This window comes from Mycobacterium sp. ZZG (genome assembly GCF_054786995.1).
Window position 1 is genome coordinate 140065 of record NZ_JBTBFV010000006.1, and the last position, 16769, is coordinate 156833.

General features: G+C 69.3%; 13 protein-coding genes. 3 read left to right on the forward strand and 10 right to left on the reverse strand.

Features of this window, described 5'->3' with window-relative positions; translation table 11 throughout:
- Positions 1 to 76: 76 nt before the first annotated feature.
- Entirely contained in the window at positions 77 to 742 is a 666-nt protein-coding gene (locus tag ACXMYJ_RS06320) for an NAD(P)H-binding protein (protein ID WP_260755250.1), read from the forward strand.
- A gap of 18 nt (positions 743 to 760) precedes the next feature.
- On the opposite strand, the gene ACXMYJ_RS06325 is transcribed toward ACXMYJ_RS06320, so the two are convergent.
- From ACXMYJ_RS06325 to ACXMYJ_RS06350, 6 genes are read right to left on the reverse strand one after another with little or no spacing between them, the layout of a single operon-like run.
- Positions 761 to 1207 (reverse strand): type II toxin-antitoxin system Rv0910 family toxin, encoded by a 447-nt coding sequence (locus ACXMYJ_RS06325; protein ID WP_260755251.1) that lies wholly within the window; start codon positions 1205 to 1207, stop codon positions 761 to 763.
- A gap of 10 nt (positions 1208 to 1217) precedes the next feature.
- Entirely contained in the window at positions 1218 to 1505 is a 288-nt protein-coding gene (locus ACXMYJ_RS06330) for an antitoxin (RefSeq protein WP_260755252.1), read from the reverse strand.
- Between the two features lie 10 nt (positions 1506 to 1515).
- A complete protein-coding gene (locus tag ACXMYJ_RS06335; protein ID WP_260755253.1) occupies positions 1516 to 3939 on the reverse strand; it encodes an HAD-IC family P-type ATPase in 2424 nt (807 codons plus the stop codon).
- Positions 3936 to 5540 (reverse strand): serine hydrolase, encoded by a 1605-nt coding sequence (locus ACXMYJ_RS06340; protein WP_260755254.1) that lies wholly within the window; start codon positions 5538 to 5540, stop codon positions 3936 to 3938. Before ACXMYJ_RS06340 ends, ACXMYJ_RS06335 begins: the two co-directional genes overlap by 4 nt.
- Positions 5541 to 5568: 28 nt before the next feature.
- Positions 5569 to 6684, reverse strand: a complete 1116-nt coding sequence (locus ACXMYJ_RS06345; RefSeq protein ID WP_260755255.1) for an MBL fold metallo-hydrolase — start codon at positions 6682 to 6684, stop codon at positions 5569 to 5571.
- Entirely contained in the window at positions 6684 to 7418 is a 735-nt protein-coding gene (locus ACXMYJ_RS06350; protein WP_260755256.1) for an enoyl-CoA hydratase, read from the reverse strand. The genes ACXMYJ_RS06345 and ACXMYJ_RS06350 overlap by 1 nt, the downstream gene beginning before the upstream one ends.
- A 26-nt stretch (positions 7419 to 7444) precedes the next feature.
- Between ACXMYJ_RS06350 and ACXMYJ_RS06355 the strand changes: the two genes are divergently transcribed.
- A complete protein-coding gene (locus tag ACXMYJ_RS06355; protein ID WP_460354778.1) occupies positions 7445 to 8917 on the forward strand; it encodes a carboxyl transferase domain-containing protein in 1473 nt (490 codons plus the stop codon).
- 94 nt (positions 8918 to 9011) lie between these two features.
- Here ACXMYJ_RS06355 and ACXMYJ_RS06360 read toward each other — a convergent pair whose 3' ends face one another.
- From ACXMYJ_RS06360 to ACXMYJ_RS06370, 3 genes are all read right to left on the reverse strand, one after another.
- Complete coding sequence (locus ACXMYJ_RS06360; RefSeq protein WP_260755258.1) at positions 9012 to 11021, reverse strand: YhgE/Pip domain-containing protein; 2010 nt, start codon at positions 11019 to 11021, stop codon at positions 9012 to 9014.
- The gene (locus ACXMYJ_RS06365; protein WP_460354807.1) at positions 11021 to 11671 is read right to left on the reverse strand and encodes an ATP-binding cassette domain-containing protein; all 651 of its coding nucleotides are present in this window, start codon (positions 11669 to 11671) and stop codon (positions 11021 to 11023) included. The genes ACXMYJ_RS06360 and ACXMYJ_RS06365 overlap by 1 nt, the downstream gene beginning before the upstream one ends.
- Before the next feature lie 154 nt (positions 11672 to 11825).
- Complete coding sequence (locus tag ACXMYJ_RS06370) at positions 11826 to 12272, reverse strand: hypothetical protein (protein ID WP_460354780.1); 447 nt, start codon at positions 12270 to 12272, stop codon at positions 11826 to 11828.
- A 32-nt stretch (positions 12273 to 12304) separates the two neighbouring features.
- On the opposite strand from ACXMYJ_RS06370, the gene ACXMYJ_RS06375 reads away from it, so the two are divergent.
- Entirely contained in the window at positions 12305 to 13408 is a 1104-nt protein-coding gene (locus ACXMYJ_RS06375) for an epoxide hydrolase family protein (RefSeq protein ID WP_460354783.1), read from the forward strand.
- 84 nt (positions 13409 to 13492) lie between these two features.
- Here the strand turns inward: ACXMYJ_RS06375 and ACXMYJ_RS06380 are convergent, their stop codons facing one another.
- Positions 13493 to 16594: an Ig-like domain-containing protein gene (locus ACXMYJ_RS06380; protein WP_460354786.1), complete on the reverse strand. Its 3102-nt coding sequence runs from the start codon at positions 16592 to 16594 to the stop codon at positions 13493 to 13495.
- Positions 16595 to 16769: the final 175 nt, after the last annotated feature.

A 16769-nucleotide genomic window follows, 5' to 3' on the forward strand; every position in this document is an offset into this window, starting at 1 on the left:
CAGCCGCGGACGCGAAAGTGAGTACGTTGAGGTTGTGACGTCGACACCGGGTCGTCGGTCAGGTCGGAGGTAGGTCATGCGCGTCGTCATCGCCGGAGGGCACGGAAAAATCGCTCTGATCACCTCGCGGCTGCTGTCCGCGCGCGGCGACTCGGTGGCCGGCCTCATCCGTAACCCCGACCAAGCCGACGATCTGCGTGCCGCCGGCGCTGAACCGATCGTCGTCGACCTGGAGAACACCACCAACGGTGTCGTAGCCACCCACCTGCGCGGCGCCGACGCCGTCATCTTCGCGGCGGGCGCCGGGCCCGGCAGTGGAGCGGCCCGAAAGGAGACCGTCGACCGCGACGCGGCGATCCTCTTGGCCGACGCCGCCGAAGCCGCGGGAGTGCGGCGTTACCTGATGATCTCGTCGATGGGCGCCGACGCCCACGCACCGGACGACGCGGGCGACCCGGTGTTCGTCGCCTACCTGCGGGCCAAGGGCGCCGCCGACGACGTCATCCGCTCGCGTGCCGACCTTCTCAGCACGATCGTGCGGCCGGGCCTGCTCACCAACGATCCGGGCACCGGCCGGGTGTACATCGCCGAACACACCGGGCCCGGCAGCATCCCCCGCGCCGATGTGGCGGCGGTGCTCGTCGCTGCGCTGGACATGCCGCAGACCGCCGGCCACACCTTCGAGGTCATCTCCGGCGACGTCCCGGTGGCCGAGGCGGTGGCCGCCGTCGCAGCCGGCTGACGGCCGGCGCACCCGCGGTCAGGACGGCGCGAAGACGGTCTTGAACCGGTTCAGCGACTCCTGGATGTCCCCCTTGAGGGCACCGGCGACCACCATGCCGATCGGTCCGAACAGCGCGGGTCCGCCGAGGTGGATGTCGAACGTGACGGTCGAGGCGGCCGGGTCCGTCTGGCTGGGCTTGATCTTGCCCATCAGCTTGACCTTGACACCGCCTTTGCCGTCGCCGTTGAGCGTCATCGCCTCGGGTGGGCGGTAGTGCACCACTGTCCAGCTCACCCGGTTCGGCATGCCCTTGACCTCGACGATCGAGTCGAGCTGAGTGCCCTTCTCGATGACATCAGGCAGTTTGGAGCGCCATACCCGGTGGATGGACAGCCACTCCCGGTAGCGGGACAGGTCCGAGGCGCTCTCCCACGCCTTCTCGGGCGGCAGCGGGACGTCGACGGAGACGGACAGCTTCGCCATGCGCGAGCGCCTACGAGGTCGGCGGAGCCGTCGGGGGCTGCTGCGGCGGAGTGGTCGGCGGCGGAGGAGGCGGAGTGGTCGGCGGCGGAGGAGGCGCCTGACCGGACTGCTGTTCGGGCGGCACCGTGCCGGTGTTGTCGGCGACGGCCTTCCTGGCCGCGTCCTGCACCTTGTCGACCGTTGACGTGTACTTGCCCTTGGTCTTCTTGTCGACGAGATCACCGGCCTTGTCGATCACCGTGTCGACCTTGTCGGCGTTCTTGGAGAGAAGATCTTTGGCCTTGTCCAGAAATCCCATGCGACCAACCCTACCGCTCGCTCGGACGCCACAGGGTGCGCTGTTCTCCCAGCACACGGCCCTGAACCCACCAGATCACCTCGATGGCGACCGCACCGGCGAGCCCGATTCCCAGCGCCGTCGACGTCAGCGCGACGTTGGACGGATCGAGGATGAACAGCTCACGGGCGAACGGGATGCTGAAGATGACGACGTAGGCCAGCGCCGACACCGCCACCAGCAGCACCCGCCACCACTCATACGGGCGCGCCACCACCGACAGCACCCACAGCGCCGACACCAGCAGCGTGATCAGCGCCGCGGTCGAGGCCTGTGTCTGCTCGGTCTCGGTGGCCGCCCGCCCCTGGTAGGCGAGCAGGTACGAGGTGAACGTCGCCGCCCCGACGACGATCCCCGACGGCAGCGCCGACGTCATCACCCGCCGCACGAACCCCGGGCGGGCGCGTTCGTTGTTCGGGGCCAGGGACAGGATGAACGCCGGGATACCGATGGTGAACCATGCCGCGATCGTCACGTGGATGGGCTGGAACGGGAACAGCAGCGGATCGGACCCGAACAGCTCGGCCGACAGTCCGCCCAGGCCGACGAGCACCGCCAGCAACACCGAGTACACCGTCTTGGTGAGGAACAGGTTCGAGACCCGCTCGATGTTGCCGATCACCCGCCTGCCCTCCCCCACGACGTAGGGCAGGGTGGCGAACTTGTTGTCCAGCAGCACGATCTGCGCCACCGCTCGCGACGCCGAGCTCCCCGAACCCATCGCCACGCCGATGTCGGCGTCCTTGAGCGCGAGCACGTCGTTGACGCCGTCGCCGGTCATCGCGACGGTGTGGCCGCGGGACTGCAGCGCGTGCACCATCGCCCGCTTCTGATCGGGCCGTACCCGGCCGAACGTCGTGCACTCCTCCAGCGTGTCGGCGAGCGCGTCGGGCTGCTCGGGGAGCCGCCGCGCGTCCATCGTCTCGCCGGCCAGCCCGAGCGAACCCGCCACCGCACCCACCGAGACGGCGTTGTCCCCCGAGATCACCTTGATCGAGACATGCTGCGAGGCAAAGTAATCGAGGGTGTCGCGGGCGTCGGGGCGGACGCGCTGCTCGAGCACCACCAGCGCGGCGGGGGTGACCACACCGGGGGCGTCCGGTGCGTCCACCGGCCGGTCGCTGGAGCCGAGCAGCAGCACCCGCAGACCCTGCGCGCCGATCCTCTCGGCGTCCTCGGCCACCGGCGAGGCGGGGTCGAGCAGCACGTCCGGTGCGCCGATCACCCAGTTGCCGTGATCGGCATAGGAGGTGCCGCTCCATTTGGTGGCCGACTTGAACGGCGCGGTGGCGGTCGCGGTCCAGCCGGGCGGCATCGTGTAGGCCTCCGCGATCGCGGCCATGCTCGCGTTGGGCCTGGCGTCGTCGGCGGCGAGCTGGGCCAGCACCTCGGCGACCGTGCCCGCCCCCCGGTCGCTCGGCTCCTCTCCTGCCTGTGGAGCCTCGATGCGCAACAGATCGCTGACCCGCATCCCGTTCTCGGTCAGAGTGCCCGTCTTGTCGGCGCAGACGACGTCGACACGGGCCAGACCCTCGATGGCGGGCAGCTCGTTGACCAGACACTGCCTACGGCCCAGCCGGATCACCCCCACCGCGAAGGCGATCGAGGTCATCAGCACCAGCCCCTCGGGCACCATCGGCACCAGGGCTCCGACCATCCGCAGCACCGATTCCCGCCAGCCGGCCCCGGTGGTGAACAGCTGGGTATAGATGATCAGGGCCCCGGCCGGCACCAGCAGGTAGGTGATGAACTGCAGGATCTTGTTGATCCCGTTGCGCAGTTCGGATTTCACCAGGGTGAACTTGCTGGCCTCCTCGGCGAGTTTCGCGGCGTAGGCCTCGCGGCCGACCTTGGTGGCGCGGTAGGCTCCGGTGCCCGCCACCACGAAGCTGCCCGACATCACATGGTCGCCGACGTCTTTGGCGATGGGGTCGGCTTCGCCGGTCAGCAGGGACTCGTCGACCTCGAGGTTGGCCTCTTCGATGAGCATGCCGTCGACCACGATCTGGTCGCCGGGGCCCAACTCGATCACATCGTCGAGAACCACCTCGCTGGGCGCGAGTGGCCGGCTCCCGGACTGCCTGCGCACCAACGGTTTCGCCTGCCCGACGATGGCGAGTTTGTCCAGTGTCTGCTTGGCGCGCAATTCCTGGATGATGCCGATCGCACTGTTGGCGATGATGAGCAGACCGAACGCGCCGTTGATCACCGATCCGGTGGACAGCACGATGATCAGGAGCACGCCGAGGATGGCGTTGATGCGGGTGAACACGTTCCCGCGGATGATCTCGGAGACGCTGCGCGCAGCCCGGGTGGGGACGTCGTTGGTCTTGCCCTCGGCGACGCGCTGCGCCACCTCGGCGTCCGACAGGCCGGCGGCCACAGAAACCGTCATCGGGTGAAGACTCCCTTGCCGTCGTCGTCGAAATATTCCAGCGTGAGGGCGTCCCCGGCGAACGTCGCCGTCGAAACCGTTCCGGGGGGAGCGTTCTCGGAGGACACCGGGAAGGTGAACACGTCGCCATCCCACGGGCTCAGCTCGAAGGTGCCGCGCGGTCCCAGGGTGAGCTGCAGGCGGCCGTCGCGCTCGGCGACCGTCGCCGGCCCCCAGTAGGCGTTGCGGTACACCCCGGCGTACGACGGCAGCGGTGACGGCGGTTTCGCGCCGACGGGCCGCTGCTGGCCGACCAGCGCCCCGACCGGCTTGTCCATGTCGGCGAAAGCCTTGCCGTACAAATCACCCCAGTCCTCGCGCACCTCCCCGAACTGGACCAGGTCGGCGAACTGCGCGGTCAGGGCCTCCGGGATACCCGCCGGGCTGGCGTTGGTCAGCGCGACGATCGCGACGTCGGCCGAGGGCAGGAACAGCACGTTGGTGGCTGCGCCGAGTTCGAATGCACCCGAGTGGCTCAGTTCGGTGCGTGCCGCCGGCGTGGTGCCGACGTTGAAGCCGTATCCGTAGAACCCCGACCGCATCGCCGGTTCGGAGCCCCGCGACGACACCACCTGCGGGGTGACCGCGGGCAGCAGCGCCTTCGGGTCGATCAGCGCACGGCCGTCGTGCTGCCCGTCGGCGAGCACCATCGCCATCCACCGGGCCATGTCGTTGACCGATGAACTGGCCCCACCCGCCGGTGACTGTGCCTGCGCGTCGCGGACGTAGCGCGGCTCGTAGCGGCCGTCGATGCGGATGTGGCCCACCGCGCGGTCCGGCCGGGCCTCGTAGTCACCGAACGTGTAGCTGGTGGCGGTCATGCCCAACGGCGCCAACAGCGCGTGGGAGGCCAGTTGTTCCCAGGACTTCCCGGTGCCGGCGGCGACCGCTTCCGCGCCGGCGGTCAATCCGAAGTTGGTGTAGGCGTAGGACGTTCGGAACGGATCGAGCGGCAGTTCGCGGAGCCGCTCCAGCACCTGCCTGCGGTCGTAGCCGAGGTCTTCGAGCTTGTCCCCGGCATGGTCGGGCAGTCCGGAGCGGTGCGAGAACATGTCCCCGACCGTGACCATCTGCGTGACGGCCGGGTCCGACAACCCGAACCACGGCAGCCGCGACACGAGGGGGGTGTCCCAGCTGACCTGGCCCTGCCCCACCAGGGTGGCCACGACCGTCGCGCTCAGTGGTTTGGACAGCGATGCCAGCTGGAATACCGTGTCGGGACCGACCCGGTTGTCCGGCCGATCGGCACGCTCAAGGTTCTTGACGCCGAACCCTTTCGCGTACACCGTTTTTCCGCCGTGCACCACGGCCACCGCCATGCCCGGGATACCCGACTCGGCGACCAGGCGCTCGGCGATCCCGTCGAGTTCGGCCACCGCGTTCTGCACCGCGTTGTCCGGCAGCGGCATCGCCGGGACCAACGGAGGGGGCACCTTCCAGGCCTGCCCGGCGGGCGGGGCCACGGATGTCGCGGACGCGGCGGGGTCGGCGGGCTCGGCGCCGCACCCTCCCAGCAGCGCAACAGCCAGTGCGAATACGGCCAGCCTGACCGGTGGATTCATGATCAGCACCGTAACGCGTCGTCGCAGCCTAGAAGCGCCACCACGGCTCGAAAGTCGACTCCGGGTCCACCCGCTGACCGGGGATCGGCACCGCCAGACGCACCCGCTCGGCATCGGCGGCAGCCGTCAGCCGTTCCGCCGGTTCGGCCCAGGGGTGCGGCGCCAGCCGGAACGTCGCCCAGTGGATCGGCACCATCAGGCCGTGGTCCACGTCGGTGAGGTCCAGGTGGGCGCGTACCGCCTCTTCGGGGTTCATGTGGATGTCGGCGAAGGCGGGGTGGTAGGCACCGATCGGCAGCAGGGCGAGGTCGAACGGGCCGTATTCGGCGCCGATCTCGGCGAAGCTCTTGGTATAGCCCGTGTCGCCGCCGAAGAACGCGTTGTGGACGGGCCCGGCTACCACCCACGACGACCACAGCGTGGAGTCGCGCGCGAACAGCCGTCCGGAGAAGTGCCGCGCCGGTGTGCAGACCAGGGTCAGGTCGTCGATCCGGTGAGCCTCGTTCCAGTCCAGTTCGACGATGCGACTCTCGGGGATGCCCCACTTGCGCAGGTGCGCGCCGATGCCCAGCGGCACCACGAACGGGGCGCGCTGGGTGTGCGCGAGCGCGACGATGGTGTCGATGTCGAGATGGTCGTAGTGGTCGTGGCTGATGATGACGGCGTCGACGGCGGGTAGCGCTTCCAGCAGCACCGGCGCGTCGTGCATCCGGTGCGGTCCGACCGCGCGCGACGGGGAGCACCGATTGCTCCACACCGGGTCGGCCAGGACGCGGTAGCCGTCCACCTCGATCAGCACGCTGGAGTGGCCGTACCAGCTCGCCGCGGCCGGCGCCGCGACCGGGTCGACTGTCGGCGGCTCAGCGAGCGGGATCGGTGCGGACGGTGTGCCCTGGGACGTGAAGTTCGCCAGGTCCCGCAGCAGCATGCGCTGCACGTCGCGGTCCATCGTGATGCCCGACGGCGGCTCGAGGTTGACGAACTTCCCGTCCTTGTAGTGCGGCGAGCGGCGCGCCACCGGCGCAATCTCCGCGGGGGTCGCTCCGAGCGAGGCGGGCGTGCCCTGCAGCGCGCGCAACACCCATCCCCCGGCCAGCAGCGATGCCGTGCCGAAGCCGTAGCGCAGCGCCGTCCGCAGCACCATCAGGCGCCCCGGAACCTGGGCGGCCGCTTCTCGATGCGCGCGATCTGGGCCTCGATGATGTCTTGGCTGGCCCAGGCCCGGTCGAAGAGCTCCTGGTGGGCGGGCCACGGCTCTTCGTAGGCGCCGTCGTCGTTGAGCACCCGCTTGGCGTGCTGCAGCGCCAGCGGCGCGAATCCCGCGATCTCCTGCGCCCAGGCCTGCGCGTCCGCCAGTGTGCCGATCCGGTTGGCCATCCCGGTCTGCAGCGCGACGTCGGCGGTGAGCCGTTCGGCGGCCAGCAGCATGCCGCGGGCCCGTCCGGCGCCGACCAGCGAGGTCAATCTCCGGATGCTCCAGTTGTCCAGGGCGATACCGTATTTCGCGACCGGGAACTGGAAATAGGCCTCGGGCGCCACCACGCGCAGATCGCAGATCATCGACAGGATGACCCCGGCGCCGATCGCGGGGCCGTTGACCGCGCCGATGACCGGCACCGGTGCGCGGTCGATCGCCAGGTTCAGCGCCCTGGCTTTGTCGGGAAGCTCGTCGGCGACGCCCTGACCACCGGACAGGTCCGCCCCCGAACTGAACACGTGGCCGGCGCCGGTGATGACGATCGCGCGGACGTCTTCGGAAGCCGCCTTCTCGATCGCTTCCCGCAGTCTGTCCACCAACTCGGCGTTGAGCGCGTTGCGCCGCTCGGGGCGCTGCAGCTCCAGCGTCATCACGTTCCCGTCGCAGGTCACTCCAATCATGGACCCCACCCTATTAGCCTTTCCCTGTGAGCCGGATCCGCGCCCATGCGCTGCGCGACGCCCTGCTGGACGAGGGATCCTTCGTGAGCTGGGATGAGCCGCCGCTGACCGTGCCCACCTCGGAGGCATACCGCAAGGAACTCGACGACGCCGAGGCCGCGACCGGGCTCGACGAATCCGTGCTGACCGGCGAAGGACGGGTGTTCGGCCGGCGGGTCGCGCTGGTGGCGTGCGAGTTCGACTTCCTGGCCGGTTCCATCGGGGTGGCCGCAGCCGAACGCATCGTCGCCGCGGTGCAGAAGGCGACAGCCGAGCGGCTCCCGCTGCTCGCGTCGCCCAGCTCGGGCGGCACCCGCATGCAGGAGGGCACGGTCGCGTTCTTGCAGATGGTCAAGATCGCCGCCGCCGTGGAACTGCACAAGAAGGCCCATCTGCCGTATCTGGTGTATCTGCGGCATCCGACCACCGGCGGCGTGTTCGCGTCCTGGGGGTCGCTCGGGCATGTCACCGCGGCCGAACCCGGAGCGCTGATCGGGTTCCTGGGCCCGCGGGTGTACGAGCATCTCTACGGCGAACCGTTTCCGTCGGGCATCCAAACCGCCGAGAACCTGCACCGCCACGGCGTCGTCGACGCTGTCGTCCCGCTCGCGGTGCTGCGCGCGACGCTGGACCGCACGCTGAAGGTGGTGTCGGATGCGCCCGGCGAGCCGCCCGTCGCGCCGGAGCCCGAACCGCTGCCCGATGTGCCGGCCTGGAAGTCGGTCGAGATCTCGCGGCGCCCGGACCGGCCGGGCGTCAGCGCGCTGCTGCGGCACGGCGCCACCGAACGGGTGCTGCTGTCGGGGACGGGTCAGGGTGAGGCGGCCACCACGCTGCTGGCGCTGGCCCGGTTCGGCGGTCAGCCGGCCGTCGTCCTCGGACAGCAGCGGGTGGTCGGCGGGGTGGTCGGCCCGGCGGCGCTGCGCGAGGCCAGGCGCGGCATGGCGTTGGCGGCGGGACTGAAACTGCCGCTGGTGCTCGTCATCGACACCGCGGGTCCGGCGCTGTCGGCCGAGGCCGAGGAAGGCGGGCTGGCCGGTGAGATCGCCCGGTGCCTGGCCGAGCTGGTCACACTCGACACCCCGACGATCTCGGTACTGCTCGGCCAGGGCAGCGGCGGCCCTGCCCTGGCGATGGTGCCCGCCGACCGGGTGCTGGCGGCCCTGCACGGCTGGCTGGCACCGCTGCCTCCCGAGGGCGCCAGCGCGATCGTGTTCCGCGATGTCGACCACGCCCCGGAACTGGCTGCGGCACAGGGCATTCGATCGGCGGATCTGTTGCGCAACGGGATCGTCGACGCGGTCGTTCCCGAACATCCCGATGCGGCCGACGAACCGATGGCGTTCACCGCGCGACTCTCGGCGACCATCGCAGCCGAACTCCACCGGCTGCGCACGGTGCCCGACGAACAGCGGCTGGCCGCCCGCCTGGAGCGCTACCGCCGCATCGGCCTTCCCTGATCCCGCCGAAATCGCATTCCACGCGGCACTTTTCGCGGATTCATCGCGTGGAATGCGATTTCGGCGGGAGACGGGGTCGTCCGTCTCACCCCTGTCACACCTCGATGGGTGGGTGAAGCCGGTCCATCGTGTACTGCCGGTTGCGGCGCGCCGACCATGCGCTGGCAGCCAGTGAGGCAGCGAGCAGGCCCGCCAGAACGGCGATCGCGATCCACAGCCGCGAGTCGACGCCGCCGACGGTCAGTTGCCGTAACCCGTTGACCGCGTAGGTCATCGGGTCGAACGGATGGATGATCTGGAACGGTCGGGCGGTGGTCTCGACCGGGTAGATGCCGCCCGCAGAGACCAGCTGCAGCATCAGGAATGCGAGCGTGACCACGCGGCCGACCGCGACTCCGAACACCGCGTTGAACGCCTGGATCATGGCCAGGAATGTCGCGGCGATCAGCACCAGGAACGCGACGGTGGCCAGCGGGTACTTGGCCTGCAGGCCGACGCCGAAGTGCACGACGGCGTACATGACCACGACCTGGCACGCCGCGATCAGCAAGCCGGGCCAGTAGGAGGCCAGCACCACCCGCAGGGCGCCCAGCCCGTTGACGATGGGCCGGGACTGCAACGGCGTCAACAGCATCCATGTGATCAGCGCGCCGATGAACAATGCCAGCGGCATGAAGAACGGTGCGAAACCGGTGCCGAACGTGGCCGCCGGGTTGGTGTTGACCAAATCCAGGCCGACCGGCGTCACCAGCGTCTGCGCCATCGCCGTGCGCTGCTGCGGCGTCCACGACGGAACCTCAGCCGTGCCCTGACGCAACTTGGTCGCCAGCTCCTGCCCGCCGGCCCGCAACTTCTCCGTACCATCCGCCAGCTGGGACGCCCCGGACGACAACTCCCGGCCCCCGCCGGACAGCTGCACCAGCCCGGCGCTGAGCCGCTGGGCCCCGGAGTTCAGTTCGTCGGCGCCGTCCTTGAGCTTGGCGACGTCCGAACGCAGCCCGCCGTTCAGCGCGCGTGTCAGGAAGGTGCGCAACTCACCCCCCGGGTCGCCGAGCTCGGCTTCCAGTCGGGACGCGCTGTCGCGCAACCGGATCAGGCCCTCGTCGGTGGTCGGGTCGATGTTCTGGGCACGCAGCAGCCGCTGAGCACCGGCCAGCGCGTGCCCCGCGTCGCGCACCGCCGGGTCGGGGTTGGCCTGCAGGAAGCCGACGGCCTGGTCGACGATCGCGGAGGCCTGCGCGCTGTTGACGTTGAGAGCCGCGATCCGGTCGGTCGTCGAATGCACGGCTGCGGACAGATGCTGCGCGGCGAGCGCGACCTCATCGGGGTTCAACTCCAGTGCACCGACCCGGTCCAGCACCTCCAGGAGCGGACCCGTCGCGGTGTCCACCGCTGCGGCCAATTGTCGTGTGCCCGCAGCGAGTTGGGCCGAGCCGGCACGCGCTGTCTCCAGTCCGGACGACAGCGTGGCCGCGCCGGTGGCCAGCCGGTGAGCGCCGTCGTCGGCCGCGTCGAGGCCGGTGGCGAGTCGCTGCGCGCCGTCGGCGGCCTGGTCGAGCCCTGCGCCGGCGTCGGTCAGCCCGGTCAGCACCGTGCCGACAGTGCGTTCGCCGATTTTGGCGTTGACCTGGTTGAGAACCTCGCGCGAGGCGTTCTGCCCGATGACCGTCGCCAGATAGTTGTTGGCGTCGTTGAAGGTGAACCGGATCTGCGCCTGCTGCGGGTCGTCACCGGACGGCGACGCGACGCGCTCGCTGAAGTCCGGCGGCAGCGTGATCGAGAAGTAGTAGTCGCCGCGCGCGACGCCGTCGGCGGCCTGCTGCGCTGACATCTCGGTGAGATGGAGCTGGCCGGACTGCATGAGTGCCGTGGCGACCTCGTCGCCGGCCCGCAACGGCTGCCCCTGCGCCGACGCGCCGCGGTCCTCGTTGACCAGGGCCACCGGCACCTTGTTCACCTCGGCGAACGGGTTCCAGAACGCCCAGAGGTACATCGCGCCGTACAGCAGCGGCATCAGGATGATGGTGATCAGCGCGATCCGCGGCATCACCCCGCGTGAATAGCGCTTGAGGTCGGTGCCCAGTGACATGCCGGCCAGCGCCATCAGGCACCACCTTTCTGCTGATCTGCAAGCTCGGAGCGGGTGGTGTTCTCGACCTCGATCTGGGCGACCGGCCGGCGGGGGACGGGGTTGACGCCCGCGGTGACGACGGTCTGGGCGCGGCCCAGCTCGACCAGTCGGGAGACCAGCAGATCGCGATGCCGGTCATCGGTGACCTGCTCGATGCTGCCCACCACCAGTAGCGGTGGCCGGCCGGTGTTGGCCAACGCGACCCGCAGCAGCAGACCGTCGAGTTCGGTGAGCTCCTCGACGTATTCCGACAGCGGGGGCAGCGGCAGGTCGCCGAAGACAGGCCCGCACACCCGGACCAGCTCGTCCTGGCCGGCCCGCCGGATCAGCCGGTACCAGTCGGCGTCCCAGCGCAGCTTCTCGGTGATCAGATCCCGCACTGTCACCGATTCGGCGACCGGGTCGAGTTCGTCGATGCCGGCGAGCGCGGCGTGGGCGAAGATGTCGCGGACGCGGCTGCGGCCGAACACCGACAGCGAACCGGACGCGGGACGCATCCGGCCCGCCAGCGTCATCAGCAGCGCGGTGCGTCCCGAACCCGGCGGGCACAGCAGCACGGTGACACCGCCGGCGGCGACGTCGAGGTCAAGAGGTCCGTAGACCGGACCCCATGGGCCGCGCATCGTGATCGCGCGTGCGACGATCGCGGGCTCGGGGGCGGCGTCTTCTGACACCCGGCAATCCCATCACACCGGCGCTCCAAGCCCGCAGAAATCGCATTCCACGGCGTTTTCCGCGACAACGGCGCGTGGAATGCAATTTCGCGATCTACCCACGTCACGCGAACGCCAGCGCGGCGAGCATCGCGCACGAGGTGACCGCCAGCAGCGGCAGCCGCAGCAGGTTCTTCCGCGTCCACCGCAGCGCCGCGGACTCGTCGACGTCGGCGGGGTCCGTGCGTTCGAACTCGGCCGCCGTGGGGATCAGGTCGAACAACGTCCACAGCCGCATCGCCGCGTGGCTGACCAGGGCGACCAGCAGCGCCACCCCGACCGTTGCGTCGCCCCACGTGACCACCAGGGTGACGACGAGCAGCACCTCGAAGATCAGGGGCGCGGGCAACCAGAACCGCACCCGCGAGATGCCGCCGTTCTTGGACTGGATGATGCCCGGGCGTCTGGGCCAGTACGGGTCGACGACGAGGGCTTCGTAGACGGCGGCGCCCAGACAGACGCAGGCGGCCAACGTCGTCGCGGCGATCAGGATCAGCGTCGGGGTCCCCACAACCGGTGATTATCCAAGTGTCAGGATGTGCCATGGCCCACATTCAGCCGTTCCGGATCGAAATCGCCGACATCGACCTCGCCGACCTCAAGGAACGCCTGCAGCGCACCCGGTGGCCGGAAGCCGAATGCGTCGACGATTGGAGTCAGGGCATCCCGCTGTCCTACACCCGCGAACTCGCCGCCTACTGGGCCGACGAATATGACTGGCGGGCAAGGGAAGCCAGCCTGAATCGGTTCGACCACTTCACCACCGAGATCGACGGACTGCCGATCCACTTCATCCATGCACGGTCCACCCGTGCATACGCTTTCCCGCTGATCATCACCCACGGCTGGCCGGGGTCGGTCGTCGAGTTCCACAAGGTGATCGAGCCGCTCACCGACGCCGGCTTCCACGTCGTCTGTCCGTCGTTGCCCGGCTACGGGTTCTCCGGCAAGCCGGCGTCGACCGGGTGGGGTGTGGAACGCATCGCCGCGGCGTGGGACGAGCTGATGGTGCGGCTCGGCTACCGCCGCTACGGCGCCCAGGGCGGCGACTGGGGCGCGGCGGTCACCACCCAGATCGGCCGCAACGTCGGCCACTGCGTGGCGATCCACACCAATATGCCGATCGGCCAGGCGCCCAAGGACATGGGCGAACCGACACCCGACGAACAGGCCGCCCTCGAACGCCTCGGCTACTACCAGCGCTGGGATTCCGGCTATTCCAAACAACAGTCGACCCGGCCACAGACCCTGGGTTACGGCCTGGTCGATTCGCCGGTCGGCCAGCTGGCCTGGATCGTCGAGAAGTTCTGGTCGTGGACCGACTGCGATGGGCACCCCGAGAACGCCCTCAGCCGAGACGAGTTGCTCGACAACGTGATGCTGTACTGGGCCAGCGGCACGGCGGCGTCGTCGGCTCGGCTGTACTGGGAGAGCTTCGGCAGCTTCCGCGGCGGGGGGCCGGTCACACTGCCCACCGGTGTCGCGGCGTTCCCGAAGGAGATCCTGCGCTCGCCGCGGCACTGGTGCGAGGCCAATTACAACATCACCCGGTGGACCACCATGCCGCGTGGCGGGCATTTCGCGGCGTTCGAACAGCCCGAGCTCTACATCGATGACGTCGCAACGTTTTTCGCCGACTTCCGCTGACCGCCGAAATCGCATTCCACGCGCGTCAAATCGCGAAACGACCGCGTGGAATGCGATTTCGGCGCGGAAGGCGGCCGCAGAGGGTCAGAGCTCGGTGAGCGGGGTGAAGGTGCGTACCGTCGTCACGAAGGCGCCGTCGACGCGCTCCGACACCGTGACGTAGGCCGGGCCGTCGGGTCCGAACTTCACCGGTTCGACGAGCTCGCCAGGTCCGAGATCGAGATCGAGGACCTTCACCGGCCCCGTCGACGTCAACGCCCAGACCCCCTGGTCTGCGCCGGTGAGGGTGACGTACGGCGTGCCGTCGGGACCGAACACCACTCCTTCCTGCCAGAACACGTAATCCTGTTCGGCCGCTTGCAGGAACCCCGCGAGGTCCGCGGTGGCGATCGTGGCGCCGTCCTGGTCGAACCGCAGGAAGTGGTACTCGAACGGCGACTGGCCGGACTCGACGGTGATCAGCACCCCGCTGCCGTCCGATCCGAACTGGAGCGCCGGGAAGTTCGGGCGCAGCGGATTGCCCGGCAGCGCAGGCGTCACCGTGTCGGTGGCCAACGCCAGCACCGCCCGCGACGTGACCCGGCCCTGCTCGTCCCGTGTCTCGATGACCTGATACGCCGCGCCGTCCGGCCCGAACTCCACCGGAGTGGCGACCGTGGTGCCGGCGGGCAACGTCATCGTGCGCACGATGGTCCCGTCCGGGTTCACCACGGCGAGATAGCGCACACCGCCGGACTCGTAGACGACGTAGCCGTTGTCGCCGGCGTTCGGGTTGGCGTCATATCCGCCGAGCACCGGGCTCACGCTCGGCAGCACCGGCACGACCGTGCCCGGGACCTCGACCGTGATGACCTCACCGGTGCTGCTGATGATCGCCACGCTGTCGGTCCCGGTGGCGGCGTTGCGGACCGAGACGTACACCGTGCCGTCCGGGGTGACGCTGATCGGATTGATGACGCGCCCGTCGCGGGGATCGGAGGTTTCGATGGCGTCCGCGGTGATCCGGGAGATGTAGGACTTCCCGGTCGACTCGTCGAAGGTGTACTGGTAGAAACCATCTGCGGTGATCACTTTCGCGCCGTCCGGAGTGCCGGGGATCTCCCGCACGGTGTTCGACGTCCCGGTGAACGTGTACACGCGAGTTGTCTTCGTGCCCAAGAAGTTCCGCTCGACGGTCAGGTAGCCCCGGCCGTCCTGGCCGATGACGACGTCGTTGACGGTGTCGGCACCCAATGGCAGCGACACCCGCCGCGAGTTGCCGCCCGGGCCGACTGCCAGCACCGACGTGACCCCGAACGAGCGGGACACGATGTACACGCTGCCGTCCGGCGCGACGCTCGGCGTGTCTGCGGCGACACCGAGTTGATACACCCGGGGCCAACCCGCAGCGGAAACGCGGATGAGCCGGTCGCCGGAACCGGAGGGGAACTGCCGCGTCGTGAAGAACACCGCCCCGTTCGGGGCGACCACCATCGGTGCGGACGGTTGCCCGATCACTGTTCCGACCGTCTTCACCACCCCCTGGCCGTCGACGAGGGAGATGGTGGACGTGTTCGACGACTCCTTGTAGGTGGTGACCAACAGGCTGCCGTCGGGCCGGACGACCGGGAGTGCCTGCTCCACTGGGTATCCGGCGATGACATCGGTCGTCTTCAGCACCTGGCCGTCCTCGTCGAGGATGCTGACGCGGGTCCGGATGGGCCTGTTGGTCGCGTCCACGTCGTAGGTGACCTGATAGATGGTGCCATTCGAGCTGATCAGCACAGGGCCCGCGGCCCGTCCGGGGGTCGACTCACTTGCGTCCACGTATGCCGTTACGACGACATCGACTGTGGCCGTGAGGGTTCCACCGTGTCCGTCGCTGATCGTGAACGTCAGCGAGTCGATCCCGGCATCGGCGGGCGCACCCGGGGCGCCTGCGGCCTCACGGGCGGCCGCCGTCGGTGTGTAGGTGAACGTGCCGTCGCCGTTGTCGACGAGCTCGCCCTTGTCGGTCGAGAGCGGTCCGGTGATGTTCAGCGCGTCGCGGTCGAAGTCGTAGGCACTGACCCTGACGATCGTGGTGCCGGTGGTCAGGCTCGGGTTGCCGGCGCTGGCGCGCACACCGAACGGGTCGGCGTTGCGGGGCAGGATGTTCACGGTGACGGGAATATCGACAGCGTTGCCGGCGGCGTCTTTGACCGTGACCGTGAAGCTGTCCGTCTTGTCTTCCGTGGTGGCCCCGCCCGCGGCGGCGGCATGGCGGGCCGCGGCGGACGGCGTGTAACGGAAGGTGCCCCACGGCGTGACGGTGACCCTGCCCTTCTCGGTGCCGGCCGATCCGCTGTAGGTCAGCCACCCACCGTCGGGATCGGTCGCTTTCACGCGGCCACCGACCGAGCCGGTGAAGACACCCGGGTCGCGCGTGGTGACCTCTGCAGGCTGCGGCACCGCACCGGCGCCGCCGTCCACCAATCCGGTGGTGTCCGTCGGCGAGCCACTGTCGCCGAGTTCGGTTCTCGGCTGCCCGAACTGCCGGCGCGCGAACGCGAGCAACGTCCACAGCAGGGGCGACTCGACCGGAGCGGCCGGCGCGGACCCGTCGGAGGACTGCGGGGCGAACAACGCAGTGACGACCGACGACGATGTCGGCGTGCGCGCCTTGTCCGGCTCTCGGGCGTCCCGAGAAACGTCGACGAGTGGTTCCGGCGGCACCTCGTCCGCGGCCGGGCCGGGCTCCGGGGAGGGTTCCACGCCGGTGCCCTCGCCGTCGTCGGGCTGGTCGTCGTCCGCGGCGGGCACGGGCTCGGTGTGCAGATCTCCGGACCCGCTCTCGGTCTCGTCGGGCTGCACGTCGTCGGGGTCGGACCCCTTTAGGTCATCTTCTGATCGATTGCTGCCATACGAGCCGCGCTTCTCGACCCCCGTCGGTTCCTCGTCATCGGCGTCATCCTCCGGCACGGAATCCTGCTCGTCGGCGTCGTCCTCGGAATTGACATGAGCGTCAATGCCGCCGTCGGTCGAGTCCCCGGCTCCGGACGCCGAATCCCCTTTCGTGTCATCTGCTTTCGCATGCTCGGCGCTGGTCGACGACGTGTCGTCACCGGCGTCTGCGGACGCCATCCCGGGCAGCGCGACCGTCGCTGCGCCGATGCCCAGAGCAACGGCCAACGCGCCGACCCGTCCCACGAACCGTGCATGATCCATCTGAACCCCCCAAATTTGCTGACAGCAAAGACAGCCTAGCCCGGATTTTTCGTGAAATGTTGTGGGTGTCGGGTGTAGATAAGCGAAAGTGCCTGTCCTGCAAGGGATAATTGGACTTCTCGACGGTTCAAATATCCTGACTGGAAGGCACTTCGCAGGTGAAGAATATCGCGGT

Bases quoted from the DNA above. Each gene is read 5' to 3' on its own strand.
- ACXMYJ_RS06320 (WP_260755250.1), top strand. From the start codon at position 77: ATGCGCGTCGTCATCGCCGGAGGGCACGGAAAAATCGCTCTGATCACC.
- ACXMYJ_RS06325 (WP_260755251.1), bottom strand. From the start codon at position 1,207: ATGGCGAAGCTGTCCGTCTCCGTCGACGTCCCGCTGCCGCCCGAGAAG.
- ACXMYJ_RS06330 (WP_260755252.1), bottom strand. From the start codon at position 1,505: ATGGGATTTCTGGACAAGGCCAAAGATCTTCTCTCCAAGAACGCCGAC.
- ACXMYJ_RS06335 (WP_260755253.1), bottom strand. From the start codon at position 3,939: ATGACGGTTTCTGTGGCCGCCGGCCTGTCGGACGCCGAGGTGGCGCAG.
- ACXMYJ_RS06340 (WP_260755254.1), bottom strand. From the start codon at position 5,540: ATGAATCCACCGGTCAGGCTGGCCGTATTCGCACTGGCTGTTGCGCTG.
- ACXMYJ_RS06345 (WP_260755255.1), bottom strand. From the start codon at position 6,684: ATGGTGCTGCGGACGGCGCTGCGCTACGGCTTCGGCACGGCATCGCTG.
- ACXMYJ_RS06350 (WP_260755256.1), bottom strand. From the start codon at position 7,418: ATGATTGGAGTGACCTGCGACGGGAACGTGATGACGCTGGAGCTGCAG.
- ACXMYJ_RS06360 (WP_260755258.1), bottom strand. From the start codon at position 11,021: ATGGCGCTGGCCGGCATGTCACTGGGCACCGACCTCAAGCGCTATTCA.
- ACXMYJ_RS06365 (WP_460354807.1), bottom strand. From the start codon at position 11,671: ATGCGCGGCCCATGGGGTCCGGTCTACGGACCTCTTGACCTCGACGTC.
- ACXMYJ_RS06375 (WP_460354783.1), top strand. From the start codon at position 12,305: ATGGCCCACATTCAGCCGTTCCGGATCGAAATCGCCGACATCGACCTC.
- ACXMYJ_RS06380 (WP_460354786.1), bottom strand. From the start codon at position 16,594: ATGGATCATGCACGGTTCGTGGGACGGGTCGGCGCGTTGGCCGTTGCT.